25 protein-coding genes are annotated in these 24116 nt (G+C 69.8%); 6 read left to right on the top strand and 19 right to left on the bottom strand.

The window, feature by feature from the left end:
• Position 1: 1 nt before the first annotated feature.
• The 4 genes from CLV71_RS26415 to CLV71_RS26400 all read right to left on the bottom strand — a co-directional run bounded on the left by CLV71_RS26415 (position 2) and on the right by CLV71_RS26400 (position 4427).
• Positions 2–265, bottom strand: coding sequence for a hypothetical protein (locus CLV71_RS26415; protein WP_133905533.1), 264 nt, complete (start codon positions 263–265; stop codon positions 2–4).
• Between the two features lie 145 nt (positions 266–410).
• Positions 411–1568 carry a cystathionine gamma-synthase gene (locus CLV71_RS26410; protein WP_133905532.1) on the bottom strand — a complete coding sequence of 386 codons (1158 nt, stop codon included), beginning with the start codon at positions 1566–1568 and terminating at the stop codon, positions 411–413.
• A gap of 161 nt (positions 1569–1729) precedes the next feature.
• Positions 1730–2947 carry a hypothetical protein gene (locus CLV71_RS47920; RefSeq protein ID WP_166664258.1) on the bottom strand — a complete coding sequence of 406 codons (1218 nt, stop codon included), beginning with the start codon at positions 2945–2947 and terminating at the stop codon, positions 1730–1732.
• A 103-nt stretch (positions 2948–3050) separates the two neighbouring features.
• Positions 3051–4427: a cystathionine beta-synthase gene (locus CLV71_RS26400; RefSeq protein ID WP_133905531.1), complete on the bottom strand. Its 1377-nt coding sequence runs from the start codon at positions 4425–4427 to the stop codon at positions 3051–3053.
• A gap of 189 nt (positions 4428–4616) precedes the next feature.
• Between CLV71_RS26400 and CLV71_RS26395 the strand changes: the two genes are divergently transcribed.
• The 3 genes from CLV71_RS26395 to CLV71_RS26385 are packed head-to-tail and all read left to right on the top strand — an operon-like array spanning position 4617 to position 7126.
• Complete coding sequence (locus CLV71_RS26395) at positions 4617–5444, top strand: SGNH/GDSL hydrolase family protein (protein WP_133905530.1); 828 nt, start codon at positions 4617–4619, stop codon at positions 5442–5444.
• Positions 5445–5457: 13 nt separating this feature from the next.
• Complete coding sequence (locus CLV71_RS26390; protein ID WP_133905529.1) at positions 5458–6678, top strand: acetyl-CoA C-acetyltransferase; 1221 nt, start codon at positions 5458–5460, stop codon at positions 6676–6678.
• 13 nt (positions 6679–6691) lie between these two features.
• Complete coding sequence (locus CLV71_RS26385; protein ID WP_133905528.1) at positions 6692–7126, top strand: DUF3060 domain-containing protein; 435 nt, start codon at positions 6692–6694, stop codon at positions 7124–7126.
• A 3-nt stretch (positions 7127–7129) separates the two neighbouring features.
• Here the strand turns inward: CLV71_RS26385 and CLV71_RS26380 are convergent, their stop codons facing one another.
• Positions 7130–7723 carry a histidine phosphatase family protein gene (locus CLV71_RS26380; RefSeq protein ID WP_208297769.1) on the bottom strand — a complete coding sequence of 198 codons (594 nt, stop codon included), beginning with the start codon at positions 7721–7723 and terminating at the stop codon, positions 7130–7132.
• A 5-nt stretch (positions 7724–7728) separates the two neighbouring features.
• The gene (locus CLV71_RS26375) at positions 7729–9024 is read right to left on the bottom strand and encodes a geranylgeranyl reductase family protein (protein WP_133905526.1); all 1296 of its coding nucleotides are present in this window, start codon (positions 9022–9024) and stop codon (positions 7729–7731) included.
• A gap of 141 nt (positions 9025–9165) precedes the next feature.
• On the opposite strand from CLV71_RS26375, the gene CLV71_RS26370 reads away from it, so the two are divergent.
• Positions 9166–9828, top strand: coding sequence for a DUF4328 domain-containing protein (locus CLV71_RS26370; protein WP_166664257.1), 663 nt, complete (start codon positions 9166–9168; stop codon positions 9826–9828).
• Between the two features lie 69 nt (positions 9829–9897).
• On the opposite strand, the gene CLV71_RS26365 is transcribed toward CLV71_RS26370, so the two are convergent.
• The 8 genes from CLV71_RS26365 to CLV71_RS26330 form a co-directional block, all read right to left on the bottom strand.
• Positions 9898–10590, bottom strand: a complete 693-nt coding sequence (locus tag CLV71_RS26365) for a demethylmenaquinone methyltransferase (RefSeq protein ID WP_133905524.1) — start codon at positions 10588–10590, stop codon at positions 9898–9900.
• Between the two features lie 21 nt (positions 10591–10611).
• Positions 10612–11730, bottom strand: a complete 1119-nt coding sequence (locus CLV71_RS26360; protein WP_133905523.1) for a glycosyltransferase family 4 protein — start codon at positions 11728–11730, stop codon at positions 10612–10614.
• A 74-nt stretch (positions 11731–11804) separates the two neighbouring features.
• A complete protein-coding gene (gene paaE / locus CLV71_RS26355; RefSeq protein WP_133905522.1) occupies positions 11805–12860 on the bottom strand; it encodes a 1,2-phenylacetyl-CoA epoxidase subunit PaaE in 1056 nt (351 codons plus the stop codon).
• The gene (paaD, locus tag CLV71_RS26350; RefSeq protein WP_279588758.1) at positions 12860–13363 is read right to left on the bottom strand and encodes a 1,2-phenylacetyl-CoA epoxidase subunit PaaD; all 504 of its coding nucleotides are present in this window, start codon (positions 13361–13363) and stop codon (positions 12860–12862) included. Before paaD ends, paaE begins: the two co-directional genes overlap by 1 nt.
• A gap of 125 nt (positions 13364–13488) precedes the next feature.
• Positions 13489–14379: a 1,2-phenylacetyl-CoA epoxidase subunit PaaC gene (paaC, locus tag CLV71_RS26345; RefSeq protein WP_133905521.1), complete on the bottom strand. Its 891-nt coding sequence runs from the start codon at positions 14377–14379 to the stop codon at positions 13489–13491.
• On the bottom strand, positions 14376–14663 hold the full coding sequence (paaB, locus tag CLV71_RS26340) for a 1,2-phenylacetyl-CoA epoxidase subunit PaaB (RefSeq protein WP_133905520.1): 288 nt from the start codon (positions 14661–14663) through the stop codon (positions 14376–14378). The genes paaC and paaB overlap by 4 nt, the downstream gene beginning before the upstream one ends.
• Positions 14660–15583, bottom strand: a complete 924-nt coding sequence (paaA, locus tag CLV71_RS26335; protein WP_133905519.1) for a 1,2-phenylacetyl-CoA epoxidase subunit PaaA — start codon at positions 15581–15583, stop codon at positions 14660–14662. Before paaA ends, paaB begins: the two co-directional genes overlap by 4 nt.
• A 41-nt stretch (positions 15584–15624) precedes the next feature.
• Positions 15625–16056 carry a DUF3592 domain-containing protein gene (locus tag CLV71_RS26330; RefSeq protein WP_243866717.1) on the bottom strand — a complete coding sequence of 144 codons (432 nt, stop codon included), beginning with the start codon at positions 16054–16056 and terminating at the stop codon, positions 15625–15627.
• 422 nt (positions 16057–16478) lie between these two features.
• Here CLV71_RS26330 and CLV71_RS26325 point away from each other — a divergent pair, with 422 nt between their 5' ends.
• Positions 16479–18866, top strand: a complete 2388-nt coding sequence (locus tag CLV71_RS26325) for an immune inhibitor A domain-containing protein (protein ID WP_243866716.1) — start codon at positions 16479–16481, stop codon at positions 18864–18866.
• Positions 18867–18912: 46 nt separating this feature from the next.
• Here the strand turns inward: CLV71_RS26325 and CLV71_RS26320 are convergent, their stop codons facing one another.
• On the bottom strand, positions 18913–19548 hold the full coding sequence (locus CLV71_RS26320; protein WP_133905518.1) for a hypothetical protein: 636 nt from the start codon (positions 19546–19548) through the stop codon (positions 18913–18915).
• Positions 19549–19710: 162 nt separating this feature from the next.
• Between CLV71_RS26320 and CLV71_RS26315 the strand changes: the two genes are divergently transcribed.
• The gene (locus CLV71_RS26315) at positions 19711–19998 is read left to right on the top strand and encodes a hypothetical protein (protein ID WP_133905517.1); all 288 of its coding nucleotides are present in this window, start codon (positions 19711–19713) and stop codon (positions 19996–19998) included.
• Positions 19999–20004: 6 nt separating this feature from the next.
• Here the strand turns inward: CLV71_RS26315 and CLV71_RS26310 are convergent, their stop codons facing one another.
• The 4 genes from CLV71_RS26310 to CLV71_RS26295 form a co-directional block, all read right to left on the bottom strand.
• Positions 20005–20184, bottom strand: a complete 180-nt coding sequence (locus CLV71_RS26310) for a DUF397 domain-containing protein (protein WP_133905516.1) — start codon at positions 20182–20184, stop codon at positions 20005–20007.
• 8 nt (positions 20185–20192) lie between these two features.
• Positions 20193–21047 (bottom strand): helix-turn-helix domain-containing protein, encoded by an 855-nt coding sequence (locus tag CLV71_RS26305; protein ID WP_133905515.1) that lies wholly within the window; start codon positions 21045–21047, stop codon positions 20193–20195.
• Between the two features lie 89 nt (positions 21048–21136).
• Complete coding sequence (gene menD / locus CLV71_RS26300) at positions 21137–22849, bottom strand: 2-succinyl-5-enolpyruvyl-6-hydroxy-3-cyclohexene-1-carboxylic-acid synthase (protein ID WP_341771672.1); 1713 nt, start codon at positions 22847–22849, stop codon at positions 21137–21139.
• Positions 22850–22939: 90 nt separating this feature from the next.
• Complete coding sequence (locus CLV71_RS26295; protein WP_133905513.1) at positions 22940–24094, bottom strand: hypothetical protein; 1155 nt, start codon at positions 24092–24094, stop codon at positions 22940–22942.
• Positions 24095–24116 lie beyond the last annotated feature (22 nt).

Raw genomic sequence — 24116 nt, 5'->3', positions numbered from 1 at the left:
TCTACGGGGACTGGTCGGTCTTCGCCAGGTCGTTGAACGCGGGCGCGACCTGGTTGTCCGTCGGCTCGGGTGCGGGTGGCAGGTGGTCCGGGTCGACGCAGCTGCCCACGAGCTCGACCTGGCCGTCGTCGTGCTGGACGTAACGGCCGGGATCCGCGCAGCCCACCTGCTGGACGCTGAACACGGCGACCCCACCCAGCGCCAGGGCGGCCAGTGTCGCACCCGCCAACGGCAGCGCGCCCGCGATCCGTGCCCCGACCGCCATGCTCGTCTCCTGCGTCCATGTCAAATCCTTGTTGCAATCGAGAATACCCGGGTTCCGGACGAAGATGTCGGGGATGTGTCGATCCCGTGGTCCCTCGAACACGCCGAAGGGGCGCCCTCGGCGAGGGCGCCCCTTCGGGTCAGGTTCAGCCGAGGGCCTGGAGCAGGTCCTGTACCAGGTCGGTGGCGTCCTCGATGCCGACGGACAGGCGCACGACGTCCCCGGAGATCTGCAGCGGCGAACCGGTGGCACTGGCGTGTGTCATCCGACCGGGGTGCTCGATCAGCGACTCGACACCGCCGAGGGACTCGCCGAGGATGAACAGCTTCGTGCGTGCCACGACGTCCAGCGCGGCCTGCTCGCCGCCCGCCACCGCGAACGACACCATGCCGCCGAAGCGGCGCATCTGCTTGGCCGCGGTCTCGTGGCCGGGGTGCTCGGGCAGGCCCGGGTAGTACACCTTGGTGACCTTCGGGTGCCCGACCAGCGCCTCGACGATCCGCTCGGCGTTGTCGCTGTGCTTCTCCATCCGCAGCGCGAGGGTCTTCGCGCCACGCAGCGTCAGCCACGCGTCGAACGGGCCGGGCACGGCGCCCACGGCGTTGCGCAGGAACGCGAAGTTCTCGTTCAGCTCGTCGTCCGAGGTGATCAGCGCGCCGCCGACGACGTCGGAGTGGCCGCCGATGTACTTGGTGGTCGAGTGCAGCACCACGTCGGCGCCGAGACCGAGCGGCGACTGGAGGTACGGGGTGGCGAACGTGTTGTCGACGACCAGCTTGGCGCCCGCGCCTGCCGCGACCCGCGCGAGACCGGGGATGTCGGCGATGCCGAGCAGCGGGTTGGTCGGCGTCTCGGTCCAGACGACCTTCGTGTTGGGTCGGACCGCGGCGCGGGCGGCGTCGAGGTCGGCGAGGTCGACGGACGTGTAGTCGACGCCCCAGGCCGTCATGACCTTGTCCATCAGGCGGAAGGTGCCGCCGTAGGCGTCACCGCCGAGGATCACGTGGTCGCCGGGCCTGGTGATGGCACGCAGCGCGATGTCGGACGCCGCCATGCCGGACGCGAACGCGAGCGCGTGGCGACCGCCTTCGAGCGAGGCGAGCGCCTCCTCGAGCGCGGTGCGGGTGGGGTTCGCCGTGCGTGAGTACTCGTACCCACCCTCACGCAGGCCGCCGACGCCGTCCTGGGCGAAGGTGGCGGTGGCGTAGATCGGGACGATGACCGAGCCGGTCCGCGGGTCAGGCTGCTGACCTGCGTGAATCGCGCGTGTCTCGAATCCCCAACGACTCGTGTCCTCTTCCATGGTCACAGGCTACGGCGTTGCGGTGGAGCGTCCACCATGTGGGACTGGGGTCCAGAAGGGGAATAGCTACCGTCAGACTCGCCGCTCGCTGTAGCCGTACCTGAACGGGCCAAAAAGAGACGCCGGCGGGCTGATACCCGCCGGCGTCTCCTCACATCACGTCATCCCCACGGCTGCTGCGGCGGGCCACCCTGCTGGGGCGGCTGACCGTAGCCCTGCTGCGGGGGCTGACCGTAACCCGGCTGGGGCGGCTGGCCGAACCCCTGCTGCGGGGGCTGGCCGAAGCCCTGCTGCGGCGGGCCGCCGAAGCCGCCACCGGGAGGAGGTCCGCCGAAGCCGCCGCCGGGGCCACCGGGACCGCCGTGGCCGCCCGCGACGCCGAGCGCGGAACCCGCGCCGAGGAACTGCCTGGTCTGCGGGAAGAACCCGAGCGCGCCCGCCGCACCGATCACGATGCCGAACAGCAGCGTGAACACGATGCGGGTCGGCGTGTCGCCGTCCTCGGCCATGAACAGGATCGAGCCGAGCAGCAGCAGGACGCCGCCACCCACGACCACGTAGTGCGCGAAGCTCTTCTTCAGGTAGATCAGCGCGGCACCCGCGACGCCCGCGAGGCCGCCGAGCAGCAACACGACGATGTAGAAGTAGAACTTGCCGGGCACCGCGTCGGAGACCTGGCTCTCACACTGGTCCCTGACCTGCTCCGGCACGCCGGCACACGCGTCGGACGCCGCCGAGGACAGCTCGGAGAACAGGGTGATCGCGATGATCGCGCCGATGAGGCCGAGCACGCCGATGACGCCCATGACGATCAGCGAGATCATCTGGGTGTTCTGGCCCTGCCCGCCGAAGGTCGGGCCCTTGCCGAGGCCGGGCTGCTGGGCGAACCCACCACCCTGCGGCGGGTACCCGGGCGGCGGCTGCTGACCGTAGGGCTGCTGACCGAAGCCCTGGGGCGGCTGCTGGCCGTACCCGGGCGGGGGCTGCTGGCCGTAGGGCTGCTGCTGGCCGTAGCCCGGCTGGGCGGGGAAACCACCGGGGTCGGAACCGGGCGGCGGGGCGTAGGGCGGTGCCTGCGGCGGCATCGAGCCGGGGGGCACCATCTGCGTGGCACCGGAGTCCTGGCCGTGCTGACCGTACGAGCCCGGCGACACGACCTGCGTCGCGCCGGAGTCGTCACCGGGGCGTTGGCCCGGCTGGATCGCCTGTGTGCGCTCCACCCCGTCGGCGCCGGTCTGGCCGCCGGGCGGTGGCAGCGGCTGTCCCGGTTGGATGGCCTGTGTCGGGCCCGCGTTCGTCAGGGCGGGGTTCTCGTCCTCCCCCTGCTGCGGTGGCTGGCCGCCCTGCCACGGTTGGTTCGGCGGCTGCGGAGCGCTCATCGGACTACACCCTCTTCGAAACCGATTCGTCTACCTACGTGCGGGACAACGCTAGCCCATACAGGCATGTGCTGCCTGTAACAACCATCAGAACCCGATCGGGTCAACGTCCGGCGAGGAACCCGAGGAGGTCCTGCCTCGTCACGACGCCCGCAGGCTTGCCGTCCAGCAGGACGAGCGCGCCGTCCGCCGACGACAGGGCCGACATGGCCGCCGTGACCTGCTCACCTGCGCCGATGGTGGGAAGCGGGGGTGACATGTGGCTCTCCAGCCGGTCCGCGAGCGCCGCCTTGCCGGTGAACAACGCCTCGAGCAGGTCCCGCTCGTTGACCGCGCCGACGACCTCCGCGGCCATGACCGGCGGTTCGGCGTTCACGACCGGCATCTGGCTCACGCCGAACTCGCGCAGGATGGCCACGGCGTCCGCGACCGTCTCGTTGGGGTGCGCGTGCACGAGGTCGGGCATGGCGCCGCCGGTGCCCTTGCGGCGCAGCACGTCGCCGACGTTCGCCCCGGAGTGCTCAGGCGGCAGGAAGCCGTAGGAGGCCATCCAGTCGTCGTTGAAGACCTTCGACAGGTAGCCGCGGCCGCCGTCCGGCAGCAGCACGACCACGACGTCGTCCGGGCCGAGGCGCCTGGCCAGCCGGATCGCGGCCGCCGCCGCCATGCCGCACGAGCCGCCGACCAGCAGGCCCTCCTCGCGGGCGAGCCGCCTGGTGACGTCGAACGACTCCGCGTCGGAGATCGCGATGATCTCGTCGGCGACGTTCCGGTCGTACGCGTCGGGCCAGAAGTCCTCGCCGACGCCCTCGACCAGGTACGGCCGCCCGCTGCCGCCGGAGTACACCGAGCCCTCCGGGTCCGCGCCGACGATCCTGACCCGGCCCCCGGAGATCTCCTTGAGGTAGCGGCCGGTGCCGGAGATCGTGCCGCCGGTGCCGACACCCGCGACGAAGTGCGTCACCCTGCCCTCGGTCTGTCGCCAGACCTCGGGGCCGGTGGTCAGGTAGTGGCTCTCCGGGTTCTCCGGGTTGGAGTACTGGTCCGGCTTCCACGCCCCCTCGATCTCGCGGACGAGCCGGTCGGAGACGTTGTAGTAGGAGTTCGGGTGCTCCGGCGCGACCGCGGTCGGGCACACCACGACCTCGGCGCCGTAGGCCTTGAGCGCGTTCCGCTTGTCCTCGGACACCTTGTCCGGGCACACGAACACGCACCGGTAGCCCCTGCGCTGCGCGACCATGGCCAGGCCGACGCCCGTGTTGCCCGAGGTCGGCTCGACGATCGTGCCGCCCGGCTTGAGCTCGCCGGACGACTCGGCGGCCTCGATCATCCGCAGCGCGATGCGGTCCTTCACGCTGCCGCCGGGGTTGAAGTACTCGACCTTCGCGAGCACGGTCGCCGACACCCCCTCCGCCAGCGAGTTCAGCTTGACCAGCGGGGTGTTGCCCACCAGGTCGGTCACATGCTCGACGTACTCCACCTGCACTCCTCTCGGCTCCCTGGGCGCGAGCCTAACGAGGGGCCAATACCACTGTTCGCGCAGTTCACCTAACAGATTCAAGTTCAGTTTGAGCGCACGGCGAGTGACACACCACACACTCGATAACAACTCGGTGATCTACACCGGGACGTAACTACCGGCTGCGACACTCGGTCTGGGAGGACGGCGATGACTGGAGCCCGCGCACTCAAAGCGCTGATCTTCGCCGCCGGCTCGGTCGGCGGGTTGTCCGGAGCGGCATACGGCCTGCTCACGGGCCAGTCCCGGCGCGCGAGATCGATCATCGGCGTGCCGTGCGAGCTGCCGCTGAACGCCGACGGACGCTACCTGCCGGACGGTTCTGGGCCCTACCCGGCGAGCCGAGACGATGACTCTCTGTCATTCGCGATGCTCGGTGACTCGCTGGCGGCCGGGTTGGGCGCCGAGTTACCGGACCAGTTACCGGCGGCACGCCTCGCCAGGGGGCTCGCCGAGGAGCTGGACCGGCCGGTCCGGCTGGTCACGCACGCGATCAGCGGGTCACGCACCACCGACCTGGAGCAGCAGGTCGACCGCGCGCTGATCGCACCGCCGGACCTGGCGATGGTGATCATCGGCGGCAACGACGTGACGACCAGGACGAGCATCGGCACGTCCGCGGCCCTGCTCGGCAGCCAGGTGACGCGACTGCTGGAGGCCGGCACGACGGTCGTCGTCGGCACCTGTCCCGACCTGGGCATCATCCTGCCGATCCCGCAGCCGCTGCGGACGATCGCGAGCCGCTACTCGCTGTCGCTCGCGCGGGCGCAGCGCCGCGTGCTCGACGGGCTCGGCGTGCCCGCGGTGTCGATCGCGGCGCTGCTGACGCCCGAGTTCCTGACGCGTCCCGAGGAGCTGTTCTCCGCCGACCGCTTCCACCCCAACGGGAAGGGGTACGAGTTCGCGGCGAATGTGTTGCTCGCTCCATTGTGTGCTGCGATGCGCGTCGGCCGCGTAATCTCCTGGTCAGGTACCTGACGAAGGAGTTGGCATGCCAGAGGCGGTCATCGTGTCCGCGGTTCGCTCACCGATCGGGCGGGCAGGCAAGGGTTCCCTGGTCGACATCCGGCCGGACGATCTGGCCGCCCAGATGGTGCGCGCCGCGTTGGACAAGGTCCCTTCCCTGGATCCCACCGAGATCGACGACCTGATGCTCGGCTGCGGTCTGCCCGGCGGCGAGTCCGGTTTCAACATGGGCCGGGTGGTCGCGGTCCTGCTCGGCTACGACCACCTGCCCGGCTGCACGGTGACGCGGTACTGCGCGTCGAGCCTGCAGACCACGCGGATGGCCTTCCACGCGATCAAGGCGGGCGAGGGTGACGTGTTCGTCAGCGCCGGGGTCGAGACGGTGTCCCGGTACGTGAAGGGCAGCTCCGACAGCTGGCCCGACACGCACAACTCGCTGTTCGCCGACGCGGAGGCCCGCACGGTGTCGACGGCGGAGTCGAGCGGCGGCGAGTGGCACGACCCGCGCACGGACGGCGCGGTCCCGGACGTGTACATCGCGATGGGCCAGACCGCCGAGAACCTGGCGCTGTCCAAGGGCGTGACGCGCCAGGACATGGACGAGTTCGGCGTGCGGTCGCAGAACCGGGCGGAGCAGGCCATCAAGGACGGTTTCTGGGCGCGGGAGATCACGCCGGTGAAGCTGCCGGACGGCAGGACGGTCGACGCGGACGACGGGCCCCGTGCCGGGGTGACGTACGAGAAGACGGCGACGCTGAAGCCGGTCTTCCGGCCGGACGGCCGGGTGACGGCGGGCAACTGCTGCCCGCTCAACGACGGCGCGGCGGCTCTCGTGATCATGTCCGACACGAAGGCCGCGGCTCTCGGGCTGACGCCGCTGGCCCGGATCGTCTCGACGGGTGTTTCCGGTCTGTCGCCGGAGATCATGGGCCTCGGGCCGGTGGAGGCGTCGAAGCGCGCGCTGGCCAAGGCCGGCATGACGATCGACGACATCGACCTCGTGGAGATCAACGAGGCGTTCGCGGCTCAGGTCATCCCGTCGTACCGGGACCTCGGCATCGACATCGACAAGCTGAACGTCAACGGTGGGGCGATCGCGGTCGGCCACCCGTTCGGCATGACCGGCGCCCGCATCGCGACGACGCTCATCAACTCGCTCCAGTTCCACGACAAGCAGTTCGGGCTGGAGACGATGTGCGTCGGCGGCGGCCAGGGCATGGCGATGGTGCTGGAGCGCCTCAGCTGAATAATGCGCTCCCATGCGTCTTGCCATCCCCGCCATCGCGGTGCTCCTGTTGCTCAGCGCATGTGACACGGGCGAAGACGACGGCGCGGTCGACCTGCCACTGGGCGAGTCGACCGGCGCCGTCGAACAGATCTCCACGCCACCTTCCACGACGTCCGGGGACCTCGGGCCGGGCACCGGCACGGCCGGGTTGACCGTCACCGAGTCGGGCCTCGCCGACACGCTGGACTGCGGCACGGGCAACTACGTCGTGGTCGACGGCTCGAACAACGGCCTGACCATCACCGGCACGTGCACGACGGTCACGGTGAACGGGCACGACAACACGCTCCGCCTCGCCGAGGCGAGCGAGATCACGGTCGCCGGCGTGTTCAACACGATCGCCTGGGCTTCGGGCAACCCGACGGTCTCGGACACCGGGACCCAGAACAAGGTCGGCCAGGGCTGAGTCTCACCAGGCGGCGCGGCGTTCGTCCGGGAAGCCGGTCCACCGAAGCGAGGGCGGCAGGTGGGCCTGGTCGTTGAACATCACGACCGAGGGCGGCCAGCCCGGCCGGTACTGGATCACCGTGAGCGCCGCGTTGGCCGCGTTGATGCCCAGCCACCGGGCAGGCGGCGCACCGAGCGCGGCCCGCACGAACCAGCACACGATCTGGCTGTGCGTGATGATCAGGTCCGCCCTCGACACCGGCGCGGTGAACTCCGCGAGCGCGCGGTCCGCGAGCCCCGGGCCGATCTCGTGCTGCTGCGTCGTGTAGTCCGCGACGTGTGCGAGCGCGATCGGCGCGAACTCCGGTGCCAGCTCGGCCGCGGACGGCGCGTACGGCAGGTAGTCGCCGACCAGCGGGGACACCGAGACCGGCACTTCCTTCAGCGACGAGGACACGAGTGCCGCCGTCTCGGCGGCACGCCGGACCGGGCTGTGGAACACCTCGGTGAGCGGGACCGCCGACAGTCGTTCGCCGAGCAGCAGGGCCTGCGCGCGGCCCGCGTCCGTCAACGAGCCGGACGCCTCGCCGTGCCGTGCGAGGTAGAGGGTTCGCATACCGCTCAAACGCTCGGCGCCATCCGTGTGGCGGCCATGATCATGCGGTCGAACGCGTCCCCGTCCTTGGGGTCGTAGAGGCCGGCGAGCAGCTTCAGCACGAGCTTCATCAGGGTGGCCCTCGGTAGTCCGTACTTCGTGGCGGTGCGCATGACGACCGGGTTGCCGATGAGCCTGCTGAAGATGTTGCCGAGGCGGTAGTAACTGCCGAGCGACTGCTTGAGCGCGACCGGGTAGCCGTGCAACGCCTTCTCGCGTGCCGGTCCCTCCGCGCGGGCAAGCGCCTGCACGACAACCTCGGCAGCGAGCTTCGCCGACTCCATCGCGTACCCGATGCCCTCTCCGTTGAACGGGTTCACCATGCCGCCGGAGTCGCCGACGAGGAGCAGCCCACGCGCGTAGTGCGGCGTGCGGTTGAAGCCCATCGGCAGGGCGGCCCCGCCGATCTTGCCAATCGCGTTGTGCTCGCGGAACCCCCATTCCTCGGGTGTTCCGTCGAGCCACGAGCGCAGCAGCGCCCGGTAGTCGGTCTTGCCGAACGCCTTGGACGTGGAGAGGATTCCGAGCCCGACGTTGACGGTGCCGTCGCCCATGCCGAAGATCCAGCCGTACCCGGGCAGCAGCTTGGGCTCGGCCGGGTTCGACCGGTCCCACAGCTCCAGGTGCGACTCGAGGAAGTCGTCCTTGCTGCGCGGCGACGCGTAGTACCGGCGAACGGCCACGCCCATCGGCCGGTTCTCGATCTTGTCGATGCCGACGGACAGCGCGAGGCGCGCGGACACCCCGTCGCAGCCGAGGACGATCGGCGCCCGGTAGGTGACCTGCTCGCGTCCCGGCCCGGCCTTGGCGGTCACACCGGTGACCCGCCCGGTCCGCTCGTCGGTGACCGCGCCGGTGACGGTGGTCTGCTCCTGCAGCCTGGCTCCTGCGGCCTGGGCGGTGCGGGCGAGCATCTCGTCGAAGTCCTGCCTGGGGCGGACGACGCCGTAGGGCGGGAAGGTGGCGAGGTCGGGCCAGTCCAGTTCGAGGGTGACACCCCCGCCGACGACCCGAAGGCCCTTGTTGTGCAGCCAGCCGGCCTCCTCGCGGGTGTCCACCCCGAGGTCGATGAGCTGTTTCACGCCGCGCGGGGTGAGGCCGTCCCCGCAGACCTTCTCGCGCGGGAACGTGCTCTTCTCGAGGAGGAGCACGTCGAGCCCGGCACGGGCGAGGTAGGTGGCGGCGGTGGACCCGGCCGGGCCCGCGCCGACCACGATGACCTCGGCGTCCTCGGCCGGCTTCCGTCGGCTGGGCGTTCCCATCACGGCTCCTCGCGCTTGTGAAAACGTTCACGAACTGACCGCATTTTATCCCCACACGGGCGAACTCGGCGCACAGCCGAAACGGACATGGCCCGGAGAGCGATTTCAGGTTGTCACGACTCGCATCGCCTGGGGACCGATATGCCGAGCACTGTCGCGACCGCGCCCGTGGGCCAGGTCGCCGTCGTCACGAGCGCCATGATGGGTGTGACGTGCACGGCAGGCGCGCTGGGCACCTGGGCGGCGTGGCACCGGTACGGCGTGGCGGTGGCGTACGTGGCGGGTGAACCGGGCACGGGCGTGGCGGACTACGTCGGCGCGGCCAACACGGCGGCGAACGTGAACGTGTTGTGGCTCATGGCGTACGCGGTGACGTGTGTGACATTCCTGACCTGGTCGTGGCGGGCCAGGCTCAACGCGGAGCAGTTGACCCCCGTCCCGCACCGCCTGGCGCGCGGCTGGGTGGTCGCGGGCTGGGTGGTCCCCGCCTTCCCGCTCATCGCGATGGAGGACGTGTGGCGGACGTCGCGGCCGGACGTCCCCTCGGGAGTCGAGCACGCCAGAAGCCTGCCGAGGGCGCCGCTGGTCCGTTACTGGTGGTGCGCGGCGATGGCGTGCGTACTGGCGGGCGTGTGGCTGGTCGCGACCGTCGAGGGCGAGGCCACTCTGGACGCCCTGCTGAACACGGCATCGGCGATGACGGTGCTGGCGGTACTGCAGACAGTGGCGGCGGGCTTGGCGGTGCCGATGATCCGCCAGATCACACGGTGGCAGTCCCCGAACACTCCGCCCGAACTGCACTGAAGGACGCCTTCGTAACACCCAGCGCAACGAAGGACGCCTTCAGTGCGTTGGGGGCGCGGCGGGACCCACTCAGCCGGCCGGTTTCACCGCTCGGTGCAGTGCCACCACGCCCATCGTGAGGTTGAGCCACTCGACCTCGTCCCAGCCCGCCTCCGCGATCAGGACGGCCAGCGCGTGCTGGTCGTGCCAGTCGCGCATCGACTCGGCCAGGTACGCGTACGCGGCCTTGTTCGACGAGAACGGGCGCGTGATCCTGGGCAGCAGCGCCAGCACGACGTGGTGGTGCAACCACCGGATCGGCCGGAACACCGGCTGCGACACCTCGCAGATCACCAGCCGACCGCCCGGCCGCACGACCCGGCACATCTCCCGCAGCGCGGCAACCGTGTCGTCCATGTTGCGCAGCCCGAACGACACCGTCACGGCGTCGAACGAGTTCGAGGCGAACGGCAGGTGGAAGGCGTCCGCGGCGACCTTCGGCACGTCGCGGTGCAGACCGCTGCGCAGCATGCCCAGCGAGAAGTCCGCGGCGACGCACCACGCGCCCGACCTCGCGTACTCGGCCGTCGACACCGCGGTCCCCGCGGCCAGGTCCAACACGCGCTCGCCTGCCGCGGTGTCCAGCACCCGCCTGGTCAGCCAGCGCCACCGACGGTCGAACCCGAGCGTCATCACCGAGTTCGTGCGGTCGTAGCCCTTCGCGACGCCGTCGAACATCTCGGCCACGTCGCGTCGGTTCTTGTCCAGCCCGGCACGTGACATGCCCGAACCCTACGACACCCCCTAAGCCGCCAGCACGCTGGCGCTCACCTGCGCATAGTGCCCGAGCAGCTCGTCGCACACCGCGGGCCACGTCCGCCCGAGCACCGACTCCCGCGCCGCCGCGCCGAGCCGCCACCGCACCCCTCGCTCACGCAGCACGTCGACGTACCCGCGCAGCTCGGCGGTGAACCTGTCGTCGTCGTAGGGCTCCAGCAGGTAGCCGGTTCGCCCGTGTGCCACGAGGTCACGCGGCCCGCCCGCGTCCGGCGCCAGCACCGGCAGCCCGGACGACAACGCCTCCTGTGCCGCCTGGCAGAACGTCTCGAAGGGACCGGGGTGGACGAACACGTCGAGCGACGCGTACGCGGTCGCCAGCTCGGTGCCCGTGCGGAAGCCGAGGAAAGCCGCGTCCGGCAGCGCCGTGCGCAGGCTCTCCTCCGCGGGCCCCTCGCCGACGACCACCACGCGTACGCCCGGCATGCCGTTCAACGCGGCGAGCCGGTGCACGCTCTTCTCCGGCGCCAGCCTGCCGACGTAGCCGACGAGCAACTCGCCACGCGGCGCCAGCACCGACCGCAGTACCGGATCGACGCGCTGCGGCGTGAACAGCGACGTGTCCACACCGCGTGCCCAGCGGTGCACCCGCGGCACGCCGTGGTCGGTGAGCGCGCGGACGGAGTCGGACGACGGCGCGAGCGTGCGGTCGGCGTTGCTGTGCAGCTTGCGGATCCACCGCCACGCGGCACGCGCGCCGTGCCGGAGCCCGTACGCGGCGGCGAACCCCGCGACGTCCGTCTGGTACACGGCCACGGTCGGCACGCCGAGCCTGCGCGCGGATCTGAGCCCGGACGCGCCGAGCACGAACGGCGACGCGAGGTGCACGACGTCCGGCGCGAACTCGGACAGCGCGGCGTGCACCTTCGGCGACGGCACGCCGATGGGGAGTGAGCTGATGACCGGCAGGTCGACCGCGCGGACGCGGCGGACCTCCGCGTGCCGGTACCGGTCCTGACCTGGTCCCGGCGCCACGACGAGTGCGTCGTGACCCCGCCGCTCCAGGTGTTCCACGACGCGGAGAACCGAGTTCGTCACGCCGTTGACCTGTGGCAGAAAGCTCTCGGTGACGATGGCGACTCGCACGGACCGACCGTCGCAACCCGCTCTGTTGCCGGGAGAACGCTGACGTGACGTCCCGGCGAACGTTGCGCCAAGAGTTATGCGTCGTAGTCCACGGTGACCTCGGCGGAGATCGGCAGCGCCTGGCAGGTGAGCACGAACCCGGCGGCGACCTCGTCCTCCTCGAGGGCGTAGTTGCGGCGCATCTCGACCTGACCCTCGGTGACCTTCGCACGGCACGTGCCGCAGACACCGCCCTTGCACGCGAACGGCAGGTCGGCGCGAACGCGTTGCGCGGCATCGAGGATCGGCGTGTCGGCCGACAGGTCGAGGGTGGTCTCGCGTCCGTCGAGCAGCACGGTGACCCGCGCGACCGGACCCTCTACTGTGGACTCCTCGGACCGCTTGGGCTCGGGTGGCGGCTCGTCGACGTAGAACAGCTCGCGGTGGATGTTCCCGCGTGGCACGCCATGCGTGGCGAGCACGCGGTCGGCGTCCTGCAACATGCCGTAGGGGCCGCACAACCACCAGTGGTCCACATCGGACGTCGGCACGATCCCGTCGAGCAGTGCGGCGATCCGCTCCGCGTCGAGCCGCCCGGAGAACAGCTCGACGTCCCTCGGTTCGCGGGACAGGACGTGGACGAGCTGGAACCGTTGCGGGAAGCGGTCCTTGAGGTCGGCCAGCTCGTCGGCGAACATGACGGTGTCGCTGCGCCGGTTGCCGTAGAGGAGGGTGACGCTGGTGTCCTCTTCGGACAGAACAGCGGACATGATCGACAACGCCGGCGTGATCCCGGAGCCCGCGACGATGAAGGCGTGGTGGCGTCCGGTGCCGTCGGGGGTGAACTTCCCTTGCGGCGGAAGGACTTCGAGCGTGTCGCCCGGCTCGAGCGCGTCGACGATCCGAGCGGAGAAGAGCCCCTGCTCGACCCGCCGCACGCCGATGCGCGGCGCCGTGCCCGCAGGCGCGCAGATCGAGTAGGACCGCCGCTCCTCGACGCCGTCGACCTCCTGCCGGAGCGTGAGGTACTGGCCCGGCGAGAAGGCGAAGGCGTCCGCGAGGTCCTCGGGCACGTCGAAGGTGACGGCGACGGCGTCCGCGCAGAGCCGGTCGACCCTGGCGACGGGCAGCGTGTGGAAGGCCGGCCGCATCAGATCTCCTTGACGTGCTCGAACGGCTCGCGGCAGGCCTCGCAGCGCCGCAACGCCTTGCAGGCGGTGGAGGAGAAGCGCGAGAGCTCGGTGGTGTCGCGCGACCCGCAGCGGGGGCAGCGCACGGCGGCGCTGGGCGGCACGAGGTTGAGCGTGACGGGTCCGGCGCCGCGCTGCGGCGGGGCGATGCCGTGCTCCTCGAGCTTGCGCCGGCCCTCGGCGCTGATCCAGTCGGTGGTCCACGCCGGCGCGAGCACGATGCGGATCTCGACGCGCTCGTAGCCGGCGTCGAGGAGTCGCTCTTTCAGGTCAACCCGCATCTCGTGGAGCGCGGGACAACCGGAGTAGGTGGGCGTGATGGTGACCGTGACGACCCCGTCCCGCTCACTGACCTCCCGGAGAACGCCCAGGTCAGCGAGGGTGAGCATGGGCATTTCGGGGTCGAGCACCGTGGCGGCGATTTCCCGGGCTCCAAGTTGTCCACAGCCGTGGTGGTTGTCCACAGGCAAGATCGACAACGCCCCCTCCGTCACCCCCTGCCGGTAGACTGGCACGGCGGGACGCCCCCGGGATCGGGTGGGGGTTGGGTATGTGACTGGGCGATGATCTTGGTTGTTCGCGACGTCGTTCACCACGTCGCTCCGGGCAGTGAGCGGGCCAGGTGCTGCATCTCCGCCAGCAGGTAGCCCATCGCCTCGGTGTGGACGCCGTCCCGGCCCGCGCGGCCCGAGATCGCCGACAGCGGCTGCGCCTCCGGGCGAGGCAACGCCGCCGCCGTCAGGACCTGCGTCAGCACCTCGTCCACCTCGGACTCCACCGTCGCCGGGTCCACCGCGACGCCCGGCAGCCTGCGCTCCACCTCGTGCGGCGTGAACAGCTCCGCCACCAGCGGCCACACCCGCTCCAGCCCCGCGACCATCCGCTCCCGCGAGTACGCCGTGCCCCCCGCCAGCCGCAACGTCCACTGCGCCGCGTGGTCCCGGTGGTACGCCAGCTCCTTCACGGTCTTCGCCGCCACCGCGGCCAGCACCGGGTCCGCCGACGACGCCAGCCTCGTGAACACCGCCAGCCGCCACGTCGAGAAGACCAGCAACCGCGCGATCGTCGTCGCGAAGTCGCCGCCGGGGCCGGGGCCGCAGTCGATCTCCGTCAGGCGGACGTTGCGGAACTCGTGCTCGTCACGCAGGTACGCCAGCGCGTCCTCGTCACGGCCGCGACCCTCCACCTCGCCCGCCCGCGTCAGCAGCAGCCGCGCCTGGCCGAGCAGGTCCAGCGCGATGTTCGCCAGCGCGACGTCCTCCTCCAGCTCCGGCGCGCGTGAGCACCACTCCGTCAGCCGCTGCGACAGGACCAGCGCATCGTCCGCCAGCATCAGGCAGTACACCGACAGGTCCGACGCGGACACCTCCGGCACGGTCCGGTCCACACCGGACAACGGGTCGTCGAACCCAGTGCCGAACGCCCAGTGCTGCTCGTCACCCTCCGCGTTGATGGCGTCGTACGCATTGTCGAAACTCATAGGTGCGGCACGTCCTCCGGGATCGCGTAGAACGTCGGGTGCCGGTACACCTTGTCGCCTGCCGGGGCGAAGAACGGGTCCTTCTCGTCCGGTGACGACGCGGTGATCGACGCCGCGGGCACGACCCAGATGCTCACGCCCTCGTTGCGCCGCGTGTACAGGTCACGGGCGTTGCGCAGCGCCATCTCCGCGTCCGGGGCGTGCAGCGAGCCGACGTGCACGTGGTTCAGCCCGCGCTTGCCGCGCACGAAGACCTCCCACAGCGGCCAGGACGACCTGGTCACGCGACGACCTCCGCTCGCTTCGAGGCATACGCGGCGGCTGCGTCGCGAACCCACTGGCCATCCTCGTGCGCCTTGCGCCGGTGCGCGACCCGCTGTTCGTTGCACGGGCCGTTGCCGCCGACCACGCTCCAGAACTCGTCCCAGTCGATCTCGCCGAAGTCGTGGTGCCCGCGCTCGGCGTTCCAGCGCAGCTCCGGGTCGGGGAACGTGACACCCAGCGCCTCGGCCTGCGGCACGGACATGTCCACGAACTTCTGCCGCAGCTCGTCGTTGGTGTGCCGCTTGATCCGCCACGCCATCGACTGCTCGGTGTTCGACGACTCCGTGTCCGACGGCCCGAACATCATCAGCGACGGCCACCACCAGCGGTTCACCGCGTCCTGGACCATGCGCCGCTGCGCTTGCGTGCCACGCATCATGGTCATCAGCAGCTCGTAGCCCTGCCGCTGGTGGAAGGACTCCTCCTTGCAGATGCGGATCATGGCGCGGGCGTAGGGCCCATAGGACGTGCGGCAGAGCGGCACCTGGTTGCAGATCGCGGCGCCGTCGACCAGCCAGCCGACCACGCCGACGTCGGCGAAGGTCAGCGTCGGGTAGTTGAAGATCGACGAGTACTTCTGCCTGCCCTCGACGAGCTTGGTCGTGAGGTCCTCGCGGTCGGCGCCGAGCGTCTCGGTCGCCGCGTACAGGTACAGACCGTGGCCCGCCTCGTCCTGCACCTTGGCCAGGAGGATCGCCTTGCGGCGCAGCGAGGGCGCGCGGCTGATCCAGTTGGCCTCCGGCTGCATGCCGATGATCTCGGAGTGCGCGTGCTGGGCGATCTGGCGGATGAGCGTCCGGCGGTAACCGTCGGGCATCCAGTCCCTCGGCTCGACCCGCTGCTCGGCCTCGACCAGGCGCGTGAAGTCTTCCTCGCTCACGACCCGATGTTACATCTGAACGTGGATTTCGAGCAGAAGTGTTACATCCGGCGTCGGAGCCACCACACTGTGGGCACGGTCACAGCCCAGACCCCCAGCAGTGTCAACCCGACGGGGAGCAGCGTGACGATGGCGCCCCGGCCCGCCACCCGCACCAGCTCGGGGTTGTCCTGGCGGTACTCGACCTGCACGACGTCGCCGACCCTGAGCCCGGCGGGGTAGAGCACGCCGGTCTGCGGGATGTGTTCGGCACCGTCCGAGGTGTAGAAGCGCACGAGCGTTCGCGTGAAGTCGTCCGCCACGACCTGGGCGTTCGCGTAGCCGGTGTTGCTGTCGATGGAGATGTCCTCGGTCCACGCGGCGACGACGAGGACGACTCCGAGGAACGTGATGACCGAGGCGAGGGCCAGCACGCCACGCCTCACCCACCGCCGGGCGAGCGGCCTGCGAGTGTCGGTCACCTGCTGCACCACACCGTTGAGCGTAGCCACCCGTTCGGCGGCACGGGACAACCCTCCGCACACAGCCGAACGGCCCCGCTCACCCGACCGAGCGGCTCGGCTCGACACCCGGCTTCGATGCCACGGACCTGGGGCGACACTTCCGGCGCGGGAGTTTCACAGAATCCCGTCGGTCCGTACGAAAGGGCCGTGTATACCGCCCCATGGGGCCGACGTTCTCCGCGAGTCTCCGAAGAGCGCGAACACCGATTTCGGGGGCGCCACGCGGGTGAACGGATGACCCGTAACTCATCCGACTGGACCAACACGGACGGATTACTCCTTTTGGATTACGCCGTTCGTCGGGTCCGAAATTTATTCGCCGTCCGTAATATCCCGCAGCGTGCCTGGTCAGCCCTTCGAGTGACTGGGTGCTTAGCCATCGTGGAGGACGTGTGCAACGAAGAATTCTCGTCGGCCTTACCAGTGCCGCCCTGGTGGCGGCAGGGCTGGCGACAATGGGTCCGGCCGCACAGGCGGCACCACCTTCGGGTGACGCGGCGCGAACCGCCGCCCCGCTCGTCGACGATCTGCCCAACCCCGCTGAGGAGAAGCGTCGCGCCCTGCGCCAGGAGGCCCTCGCCGACGTACTGAGCGGTGACAGGAAGGCCGAGAAGCGCGGCGGCAGCACCGTCGTCAAGATGGGGACGAAGCCGGGTCCCAAGAGCAAGGCCAAGGCGAAGAACAAGGCAGGCAAGGTCGACCAGTACGTCGAGCTGTCGCGTGAGAAGACCGACAACATCTTCGTCGTGCTCGTCGAGTTCGGGAACGAGCGGCACCCGAACTACCCCGACCAGGACACCGATCCCAACACGGCGGGCCCGACGAAGTTCGACGGTCCGCTCCACAACGAGATCCCGGAGCCGGACCGCTCGAAGGACAACTCCACCATCTGGCAGGCCGACTACAACCGGCAGCACTTCCAGGACCTGTACTTCTCGACCGACCCCGGTGTGGACTCGGTCGCGAACTACTACGCGAAGCAGTCCTCCGGCCGTTACTCCGTGCAGGGATATGTCACCGACTGGGTGAAGGTCCGCTACAACGAGGCCCGGTACGGCCGCTCGAACGGCTACCCGTGCCCGGACAACATCTGCAGCAACTCCTACAGCCTCGTCGCCGACGGCGTGAACCAGTGGTACAACGACCAGATCGCCTCGGGCAAGACGGTCGAGCAGGTCAAGGCGCAGCTGGCCCAGTACGACGTCTGGGACCGCAACGACCACGACGGTGACGGCAACTTCGACGAGCCCGACGGCTACATCGACCACTTCCAGATCGTGCACGCGGGCGGCGACCAGGCCGACGGCGACCCGATCCAGGGTGAGGACGCCGTCTGGAGCCACCGGAGCTTCGCCTTCTCCAACACCACCTCGGGCCCCGAGGGCAACCTCGAGGGCGGCTCCCAGATCGGCACCACCGGCATCTGGGTCGGCGACTACACCATGCAGCCCGAGAACGGCGGCATCGGCGTGTTCGCACACGAGTACGGCCACGACCTCGGCCTGCCGGACCTGTACGACTTCTCCGGCAGCGGCGGCCAGAACCACCTCAACTGGTGGTCGCTGATGGCGCAGCAGCGTGTGTCCGGCCCCGGCGAGGTGCTCGGCTCCCGTGTCAACGACATGGACCCGTGGTCGAAGCTGCAGCTCGGCTGGCTGGACTACGAGGTCACCGTGGCGGGCCAGACGAAGACGCTCGAGCTCGGCCCGCACGAGTACAACTCGAACAAGCCGCAGGGTGTCGTGGTCGTGCTGCCCGACAAACCGGTGCAGTTCCAGTACGGCGCACCCGCCGCGGGCGCGAACCAGTGGTGGAGCACCAAGGGCGACGACATCGACACGTCGATGACCCGCACGGTCGACCTGACCGGCAAGACGAGCGCCGCGCTCGACCTGCAGGCCAGGTACGACATCGAGACGGACTTCGACTACCTGTACGTGCAGGCGTCCGTCGACGGCGGCGCCACCTGGCAGACGCTCGACGGCACCGTGGACGGCACGCCGTTCTCGCGGGACGCGGACGACCAGCCGGCGCTGACCGGCTCGTCCGAGGGCGCGTGGCAGGACATGCACGTGTCGCTGGACTCGCTCGCGGGCAAGACCGCCCAGCTGCGGTTCCGGTACAAGACCGACGGCGCGGTCGCGGAGAACGGCTTCTTCGCGGACGAGATCTCGATCACCGCCGACGGCCAGCAGATCTTCGCCGACGGCGCGGAGAACGGCGCGAACGGTTGGACGCTCGACGGTTTCCGCACCACGCAGCAGACCGAGACCGTCATGTTCGACAACTTCTACATCGCGTCGCACCGCACGTACGAGTCCTACGACCAGTACATGAAGACCGGCCCGTACAACGTGGGCGACCCGGCGAAGCCGGACTGGGTCGAGCACTTCCCGTACGAGACCGGCCTCGGCGTCTGGTACTGGGACACGTCGTACGACGACAACAACACCAGCCAGCACCAGGGCAGCGGACTCGTGCTGCCGGTCGACGCCCACCCTGCGCCGATCTACAACCTGGAGGGGCAGCCGTGGCGTGAGCGGATCGCGGGTTACGACGCGCCGTTCTCGCTGGAGAAGGCGGACTCGTTCACGCTGCACGTGAACGGCAAGCCGAGCTACATCCGCGGCCAGAACGCCGTGCCGCTGTTCGACGACACCAAGAAGTTCTGGTACGCCGAGCAGCCGAACGCGGGCGTGAAGCTCCCGGCCACCGGGACGACGATCCGCGTGGTCTCGGAGAACGGCACGTCCATGAAGATCAAGGTCGGCACGAAGTAACGGTCGACAGCAGGAGGGCCCCGCACTCGTGCGGGGCCCTTCGTCGTCAGTACCCGCCGTCCCCGCCGCCGTCGTGGCCACCGCCGAAGTCGCCACCGTCGTGGCCGCCGCTGTGGCCGCCGCTCCCCGCGTCGACGGCGAAACTGCTCTTCGGATAGCCGAAGTCCGCGAGCCAGCTGCCGAGGAACCAGCCGGACGAGGAAACACCGGCCGGCTCCGCCGACGCGCCTCGCAGAACTCTGACACCGGCACGGCGGCGGGGCGTGGCCGCGAGGGTGCGGGCGCCCCTGACCGTGATGCCGCGCAGCGCGAGGAGCCAGGCGGCGCCCAGCACCGCGACCACGCTCACGGCGATGCCCATGGCCACGTCAACGCCGCGGAGCACACCGTCCAGCGCGACCACGGGCGCGGCCACCGCGGTGATCGACCCGAGCGTCCGGCGCACCCGACCAGCCCGGAGTCCCGCGCCGACGACCCGTCTGCGCACGGCGGGCAGCTTCTCGTCGACGTGTTTCGACTTCCGCAACCCGGCCGGTCGGCTGTGGGTACCGAGCGCGCTGTAGACGGAACGTGAAAGCGGCTCGAGGTCGCGCGGCAGCCGCTGGCCCGTCCGCACGATGCCGCGTCGTCGTGACTGCCGCGCCGCGCCCCTGTCGACCAGCTCGCGGAGTGCCCCCGACACCGCGCCACGTGGGCCGCGCCAGGCGTAGCCCAGCTCGACGGTCGAGAAGTCGGCCGGGTCACGACGCGATCACGGCAGGGTCAGGATGGCCACCGCTACCCCCTGTAGCGCACCGGCGATGAGATCCAGCATGTGGCCAGTGTGCGTTCTACGCTCACCCACATGGAGGACTTCATCGCAACGATGCCCAAGTGTGAGATGCATCTGCACATCGAGGGCACGCTGGAGCCGGAGCTGAGGCGGCTGCTGGATGAGGGCGTGCGGGTCACCGTCAACTCCGACGACCCTGCCTACTTCACCGCGTACGTGCTGGAGAACCTGGTCACGGTGCAGCAGGAGCTGGGGCTCACCCGTGAGGAGATGATCACGTTGCAGCGCAACGCGATCGAGGCTTCGTGGGCGCCGCCGGCCGTGCGGCAGGAGGTGCTCGACCGCCTGGCGGCGCTGTGACCGGTGCTACCGGCTGACGAAGTCCACCCATGAGGCCATGGGGAAGGCGAGGACGGGCCCGGAGGGCTGCTTGGAGTCCCGCACCGCGGTAACCTGGCCGTTGGTGGCCACCTCAACACAGTTGGGGGCACCGGTGCTGCGACTACTCTTGCGCCATTCGGCTCGGGAAAGGTCCAGGGCGTTCATGGGCACTCCTAGCATGTGGGCATCTCGCCGGCGATCTCGGCAATAAGCCGGAGCGAGTCTTCCGGCGACAGGGCCATCGAACCAAGCATTCGCCACTCCAGCTTAGCGCGCGCCACATGCCGACCCTCCTCCAAGAACCCTCCAGTTCCTCGATTGTTTTGATGCACCAAGGGAGGTTGGGCGTCGAACTCCAACAACAGGAACGCCCCTTCAAGCCCAGGATGCGCACCCACCTCGAACGGCAACACACGGATATTGATCCGGGGGCGGTTGGCCATGTTCAGAAGATGCCGCAGTTGGCGATGCATCACTCCCGGCTCGCCTATCGGTCGCCTGAGCGCCATCTCATCGATGATCACATCGAGACTGGGCCCGTTGTACCGGCTGAGTAGCGCCTGCCTACCCATTCGAGTTCGCACCAGCTGGCTAGCCGCTCCCTCGGCATGCTGGAGGGAGCAGGCCCTGATCACCGCGGTCGCATAGTCGCCAGTCTGGAGCAGGCCCGGCACCACCTGCGACTCGTAGTTGTAGAGGGCAATCGCTTCGTTCTCGATGCGGACGAGGTCCTTCCAGTCGGAAGGGATGCCGCGCCCGATCTGGATCCAGTTCAGCTTGTCGCCCTCACGAACCAGGGTGAGTAGCTGTTCTCTCAGTTTGGAAGGGGCCTCCAGGTAGCCGAGCAGGGCAGCGACGTCGTCCGGGAAGAGCCCTCTGATCCCGGTCTCCATCCGGCTCACCTTGCTGACCGACCAGTCCAGCGCGTCGGCCACCTGCTGGCACGTCAGATCCTTCGCCTGGCGCAAAATCCTCAGTTCCGCGGAAACTCGCCGCTGACGCACGGATGCGCCCCTGTCATTGACCATGTGTCCACAATGGCCTGTTGCTCGCCTGGCAATAAACCTCGTTCACCCATTCGGAACCTCGAGGCCGAATGTGGCGATATTCCATCTCGCTAGCGCAGTGCGGCCTCCGCGACCGTGGCACGTAGCCGCCCGTGCAGATCCCGCAGCAACGCCCGGTTCGACCGGACCTCGACCACCCGCAGGCCACGCCCTGGTTTCAGCGCCGCCCGCAGGTCTCCGCCGCTCATGGCGCGTACGTAGTCCACGTGGTATCCGCGGCACAGGGACTCGATGTCCGCACCATGTGGCGTGCCGAAAATGCGCTCGAAACTGTTCTTGTACTCAGCCGCGCCTTGTTCTAGCAGAGTAAATATTCCGCCGCCATCGTCATTGTGAACTATCAGTGTCAAATTCGGGCGGTTTTCTGACGGTCCTATCAACAAACCATTCAGATCGTGCAGCAGGGTCAGGTCGCCGATCAACGCATAGGCCGGGCGGTCGGCGGCCAGTGCCATTCCGACCGCCGACGACACGTTCCCGTCGATGCCTGCCACGCCACGGTTGGCGTAGACCCGCACGTCCGAGCGCGGCTCGGCCACCAGGTCGATGTCCCGCACCGGGTTCGACGAGCCGAGGAACAGGGCCGCGTCCGTCGGCAGGGCGTCCATCACCTCGATGGCCAGCCTCAGGCCGGTGGGCCACTCCTGCTCGTCCAGCAGCTTCTCGATGGCGTTCGTCGCCACGGCGTCCGCGTGTCGCCAGGTGGTCAGCCAGTCCGCGTCCACGCCGTCGACCTGGGACATGTCGTCGAGGTCGAGCCAGCCGCGCACGTGTGACGCCACGTACTGCGGGTCCGTCCACTGCGGGTGGTCGCCGATGCCGTAGACCGGAGCACGGCCCATCAGGCCACGCACGCCCCTTGACAGCGTGGGGCGGCCTACGACTACGACAGCTTCTGGACGCATGGGTTCCGGCAGCTCACCCGCCGCAAGCAGCAGCGCACCACAACGCAACACGTTCGCGCCGCCGGACAGGGCGGCTGCCTGGCTCGTCGGCTCGGCGACGGCGGGCCAGCCCGCGCTGGCCGCGACCGCGGCCGCGGCCTGGGCACGGTCCTCGCGGCCACTGCCGAAGACCATCAGCGTCCGCGCGGGCAGCCGGAAGTCGACGCGGCTGCCTGCCATGGTCACCGGGGCCGAGGACGTGGTCCAGCGGAGGCCGCCCGCGCGGCCGTCCAGTGGCTCTGGCCAGCGGGGCTCGAACGTCGGGACCAGCGGCTCGCGGAACGGGACGTTGACCTGCACCGGCCGTCCGGTCTCCGCCTGCGCGACCGCGCGGCACACCAGGCCGCGCCACACCTGGTTCTGGCCCTCGCGACGCTCGGCGACGGGGAACTCGACGGCCACCGCCGCCGAGCCGAACAGCCCGCGCTGGTCGATGGTCTGGTTCGCGCCGGAGCCGTGCAGCTCGGGGGGCCGGTCGGCGGTGATCATCAGGAGGCCGATGCCGGAGTGGTGGGCCTCGAGGACCGCGGGGTGCAGGTTCGCGGCGGCCGTACCCGACGTGCACGCGACGGCGGTGGGACGGCCGCTGGCCCTGGACAGTCCCAGCGCCAGGAAGCCCGCCGAGCGCTCGTCGATACGCACGTGCATCGTGAGGCGGCCGTCGGCGTCGGCCTGGTGGATGGCCATGGCGAGTGCGGCGTTGCGGGAGCCCGGGCAGACGACCACGTGCCGCACGTCGTTGCGCACCAGCTCGTCAACGATGACCGTGGCCTGCGCGGTCGAGGGGTTCACGATCTCGCCTCGCCGGCTCCGCGGCACCGGAACGCTCCGTTCACGAAATCCCCTCGCCCTTTCCTCGGTGCCGGGTCGGTTCGCGGGTTGCGCTCACGTCGCCACCTCCCTCCGAGGTCAGTCGTCCCTGGCCTGCATCGCCCGGGTCCGGATGCCGGTCAGGGCGACCCGCCTGCCGAAGTCCGTCAGGCGGTCCTCGGCCACGATGCCGACGGTGCGCATGTCGGCCAGCAGCTCGTACACGGCACTGCGCACGCTATCGCTCGGCCACGGGGCATCGCCGCGACCTGTCTCGAAGAACACGATGGCGACGCGGTCGAGCAGCATGTCGACGTCGATGGTGTCGGCCAGGATCAGCATGCAGAGCAGCGGGAGGGCGGCCTGTGCGGCGACGCGGTCGGCGGGGGTCGCGAAGCCGCCGACCACCGCCTCGAACAGCAGGACGGGGTGGGCGAGTGCTCGTTCGCCCTCGTCGGTGCGGTCGAGGTCCTCGTCGAGCAGGCCGAGCTTCTGTGCCATCGCGCACAGTGGGCCGGAGCCGTCGCGGTCGTGGACCACCTGGCCGAGCGGGCGCGTGCCTGCGAGCAGCAGCTCCGGGGTGAGGTCGAGCGGCTTGGCGACGTCCGGCTCGACGCGAACCAGCAGCTCACGGGCGGTCTGGCTGCCGAAGGTGGCGCCGAGCGTGGTCATCCGCTCGGCGAGCATGAGGTCCTGCATGGTCTCGGTGTGGCCGTCGGGCAGCTGGTCGAGGACGGTCGCGGCGACCGCGAGGCGCTTGGCGTCGTCGGCGGGGTCCAGCTCGCCCGCGGCGATCGCACGTTCGAGTGCGCGGGTGATGGCGTCGTAGAGCGCCTGTTCACGGGGGCCGGGGTGGTCGAGCCAGCTGATGCGCAGGCCGGGTGGGGGCATGATGCCGGACTCGTGCGTGGCCTGGGCGTACAGCTCGAAGCTGCGGATGGCGTCCTGGGCCGAGGCGAGGATCTCGTGGGTGCGCGGACCTCGGCAGATCGCGGCGTAGCGGGGCTGGTCGAGGCGTTCGAAGAACCAGGCCGCCTCGTCGACGACCTCCCGCCAGGTGGGCATCGGGTCGAGGTCGACAGGCGGGTCGCGGAGCAGCTGGGGCAGGGTGAGCCAGAGGAAGTTCTGCACGTCGAACTGGGACATCAGGTAGTTCGGCCGGTCGTTGGACACGTCGTACCAGCACGCGGCGACCACCAGCCCGGCATCGTCGCGGTCGGCGAGCTCCTCGACCACGGCCTCGACATCCTGCATGACCTTCAGCTTCGCACGGCGA

Origin of the sequence: Actinophytocola oryzae (assembly GCF_004364325.1) — a bacterium.
Lineage (GTDB): Bacteria > Actinomycetota > Actinomycetes > Mycobacteriales > Pseudonocardiaceae > Actinophytocola > Actinophytocola oryzae.
The sequence above is the reverse complement of the archived record's forward strand: the minus strand, read 5'-3'. Positions and strand labels throughout refer to the sequence as shown.

Excerpts from the sequence above, each read along its gene's own strand:
- CLV71_RS26385 (WP_133905528.1), top strand. The coding sequence starts at position 6,692 with ATGCGTCTTGCCATCCCCGCCATCGCGGTGCTCCTGTTGCTCAGCGCA.
- CLV71_RS26310 (WP_133905516.1), bottom strand. The coding sequence starts at position 20,184 with ATGAACGCCCTGGACCTTTCCCGAGCCGAATGGCGCAAGAGTAGTCGC.
- CLV71_RS26390 (WP_133905529.1), top strand. The coding sequence starts at position 5,458 with ATGCCAGAGGCGGTCATCGTGTCCGCGGTTCGCTCACCGATCGGGCGG.
- CLV71_RS26375 (WP_133905526.1), bottom strand. The coding sequence starts at position 9,024 with ATGGGAACGCCCAGCCGACGGAAGCCGGCCGAGGACGCCGAGGTCATC.
- CLV71_RS26395 (WP_133905530.1), top strand. The coding sequence starts at position 4,617 with ATGACTGGAGCCCGCGCACTCAAAGCGCTGATCTTCGCCGCCGGCTCG.
- CLV71_RS26370 (WP_166664257.1), top strand. The coding sequence starts at position 9,166 with ATGCCGAGCACTGTCGCGACCGCGCCCGTGGGCCAGGTCGCCGTCGTC.
- CLV71_RS26380 (WP_208297769.1), bottom strand. The coding sequence starts at position 7,723 with ATGCGAACCCTCTACCTCGCACGGCACGGCGAGGCGTCCGGCTCGTTG.
- CLV71_RS26315 (WP_133905517.1), top strand. The coding sequence starts at position 19,711 with ATGGAGGACTTCATCGCAACGATGCCCAAGTGTGAGATGCATCTGCAC.
- paaC (WP_133905521.1), bottom strand. The coding sequence starts at position 14,379 with ATGAGTTTCGACAATGCGTACGACGCCATCAACGCGGAGGGTGACGAG.
- CLV71_RS26295 (WP_133905513.1), bottom strand. The coding sequence starts at position 24,094 with ATGCAGGATGTCGAGGCCGTGGTCGAGGAGCTCGCCGACCGCGACGAT.
- paaE (WP_133905522.1), bottom strand. The coding sequence starts at position 12,860 with ATGCGGCCGGCCTTCCACACGCTGCCCGTCGCCAGGGTCGACCGGCTC.
- CLV71_RS26415 (WP_133905533.1), bottom strand. The coding sequence starts at position 265 with ATGGCGGTCGGGGCACGGATCGCGGGCGCGCTGCCGTTGGCGGGTGCG.
- CLV71_RS26305 (WP_133905515.1), bottom strand. The coding sequence starts at position 21,047 with ATGGTCAATGACAGGGGCGCATCCGTGCGTCAGCGGCGAGTTTCCGCG.
- CLV71_RS47920 (WP_166664258.1), bottom strand. The coding sequence starts at position 2,947 with ATGAGCGCTCCGCAGCCGCCGAACCAACCGTGGCAGGGCGGCCAGCCA.
- CLV71_RS26365 (WP_133905524.1), bottom strand. The coding sequence starts at position 10,590 with ATGTCACGTGCCGGGCTGGACAAGAACCGACGCGACGTGGCCGAGATG.
- CLV71_RS26410 (WP_133905532.1), bottom strand. The coding sequence starts at position 1,568 with ATGGAAGAGGACACGAGTCGTTGGGGATTCGAGACACGCGCGATTCAC.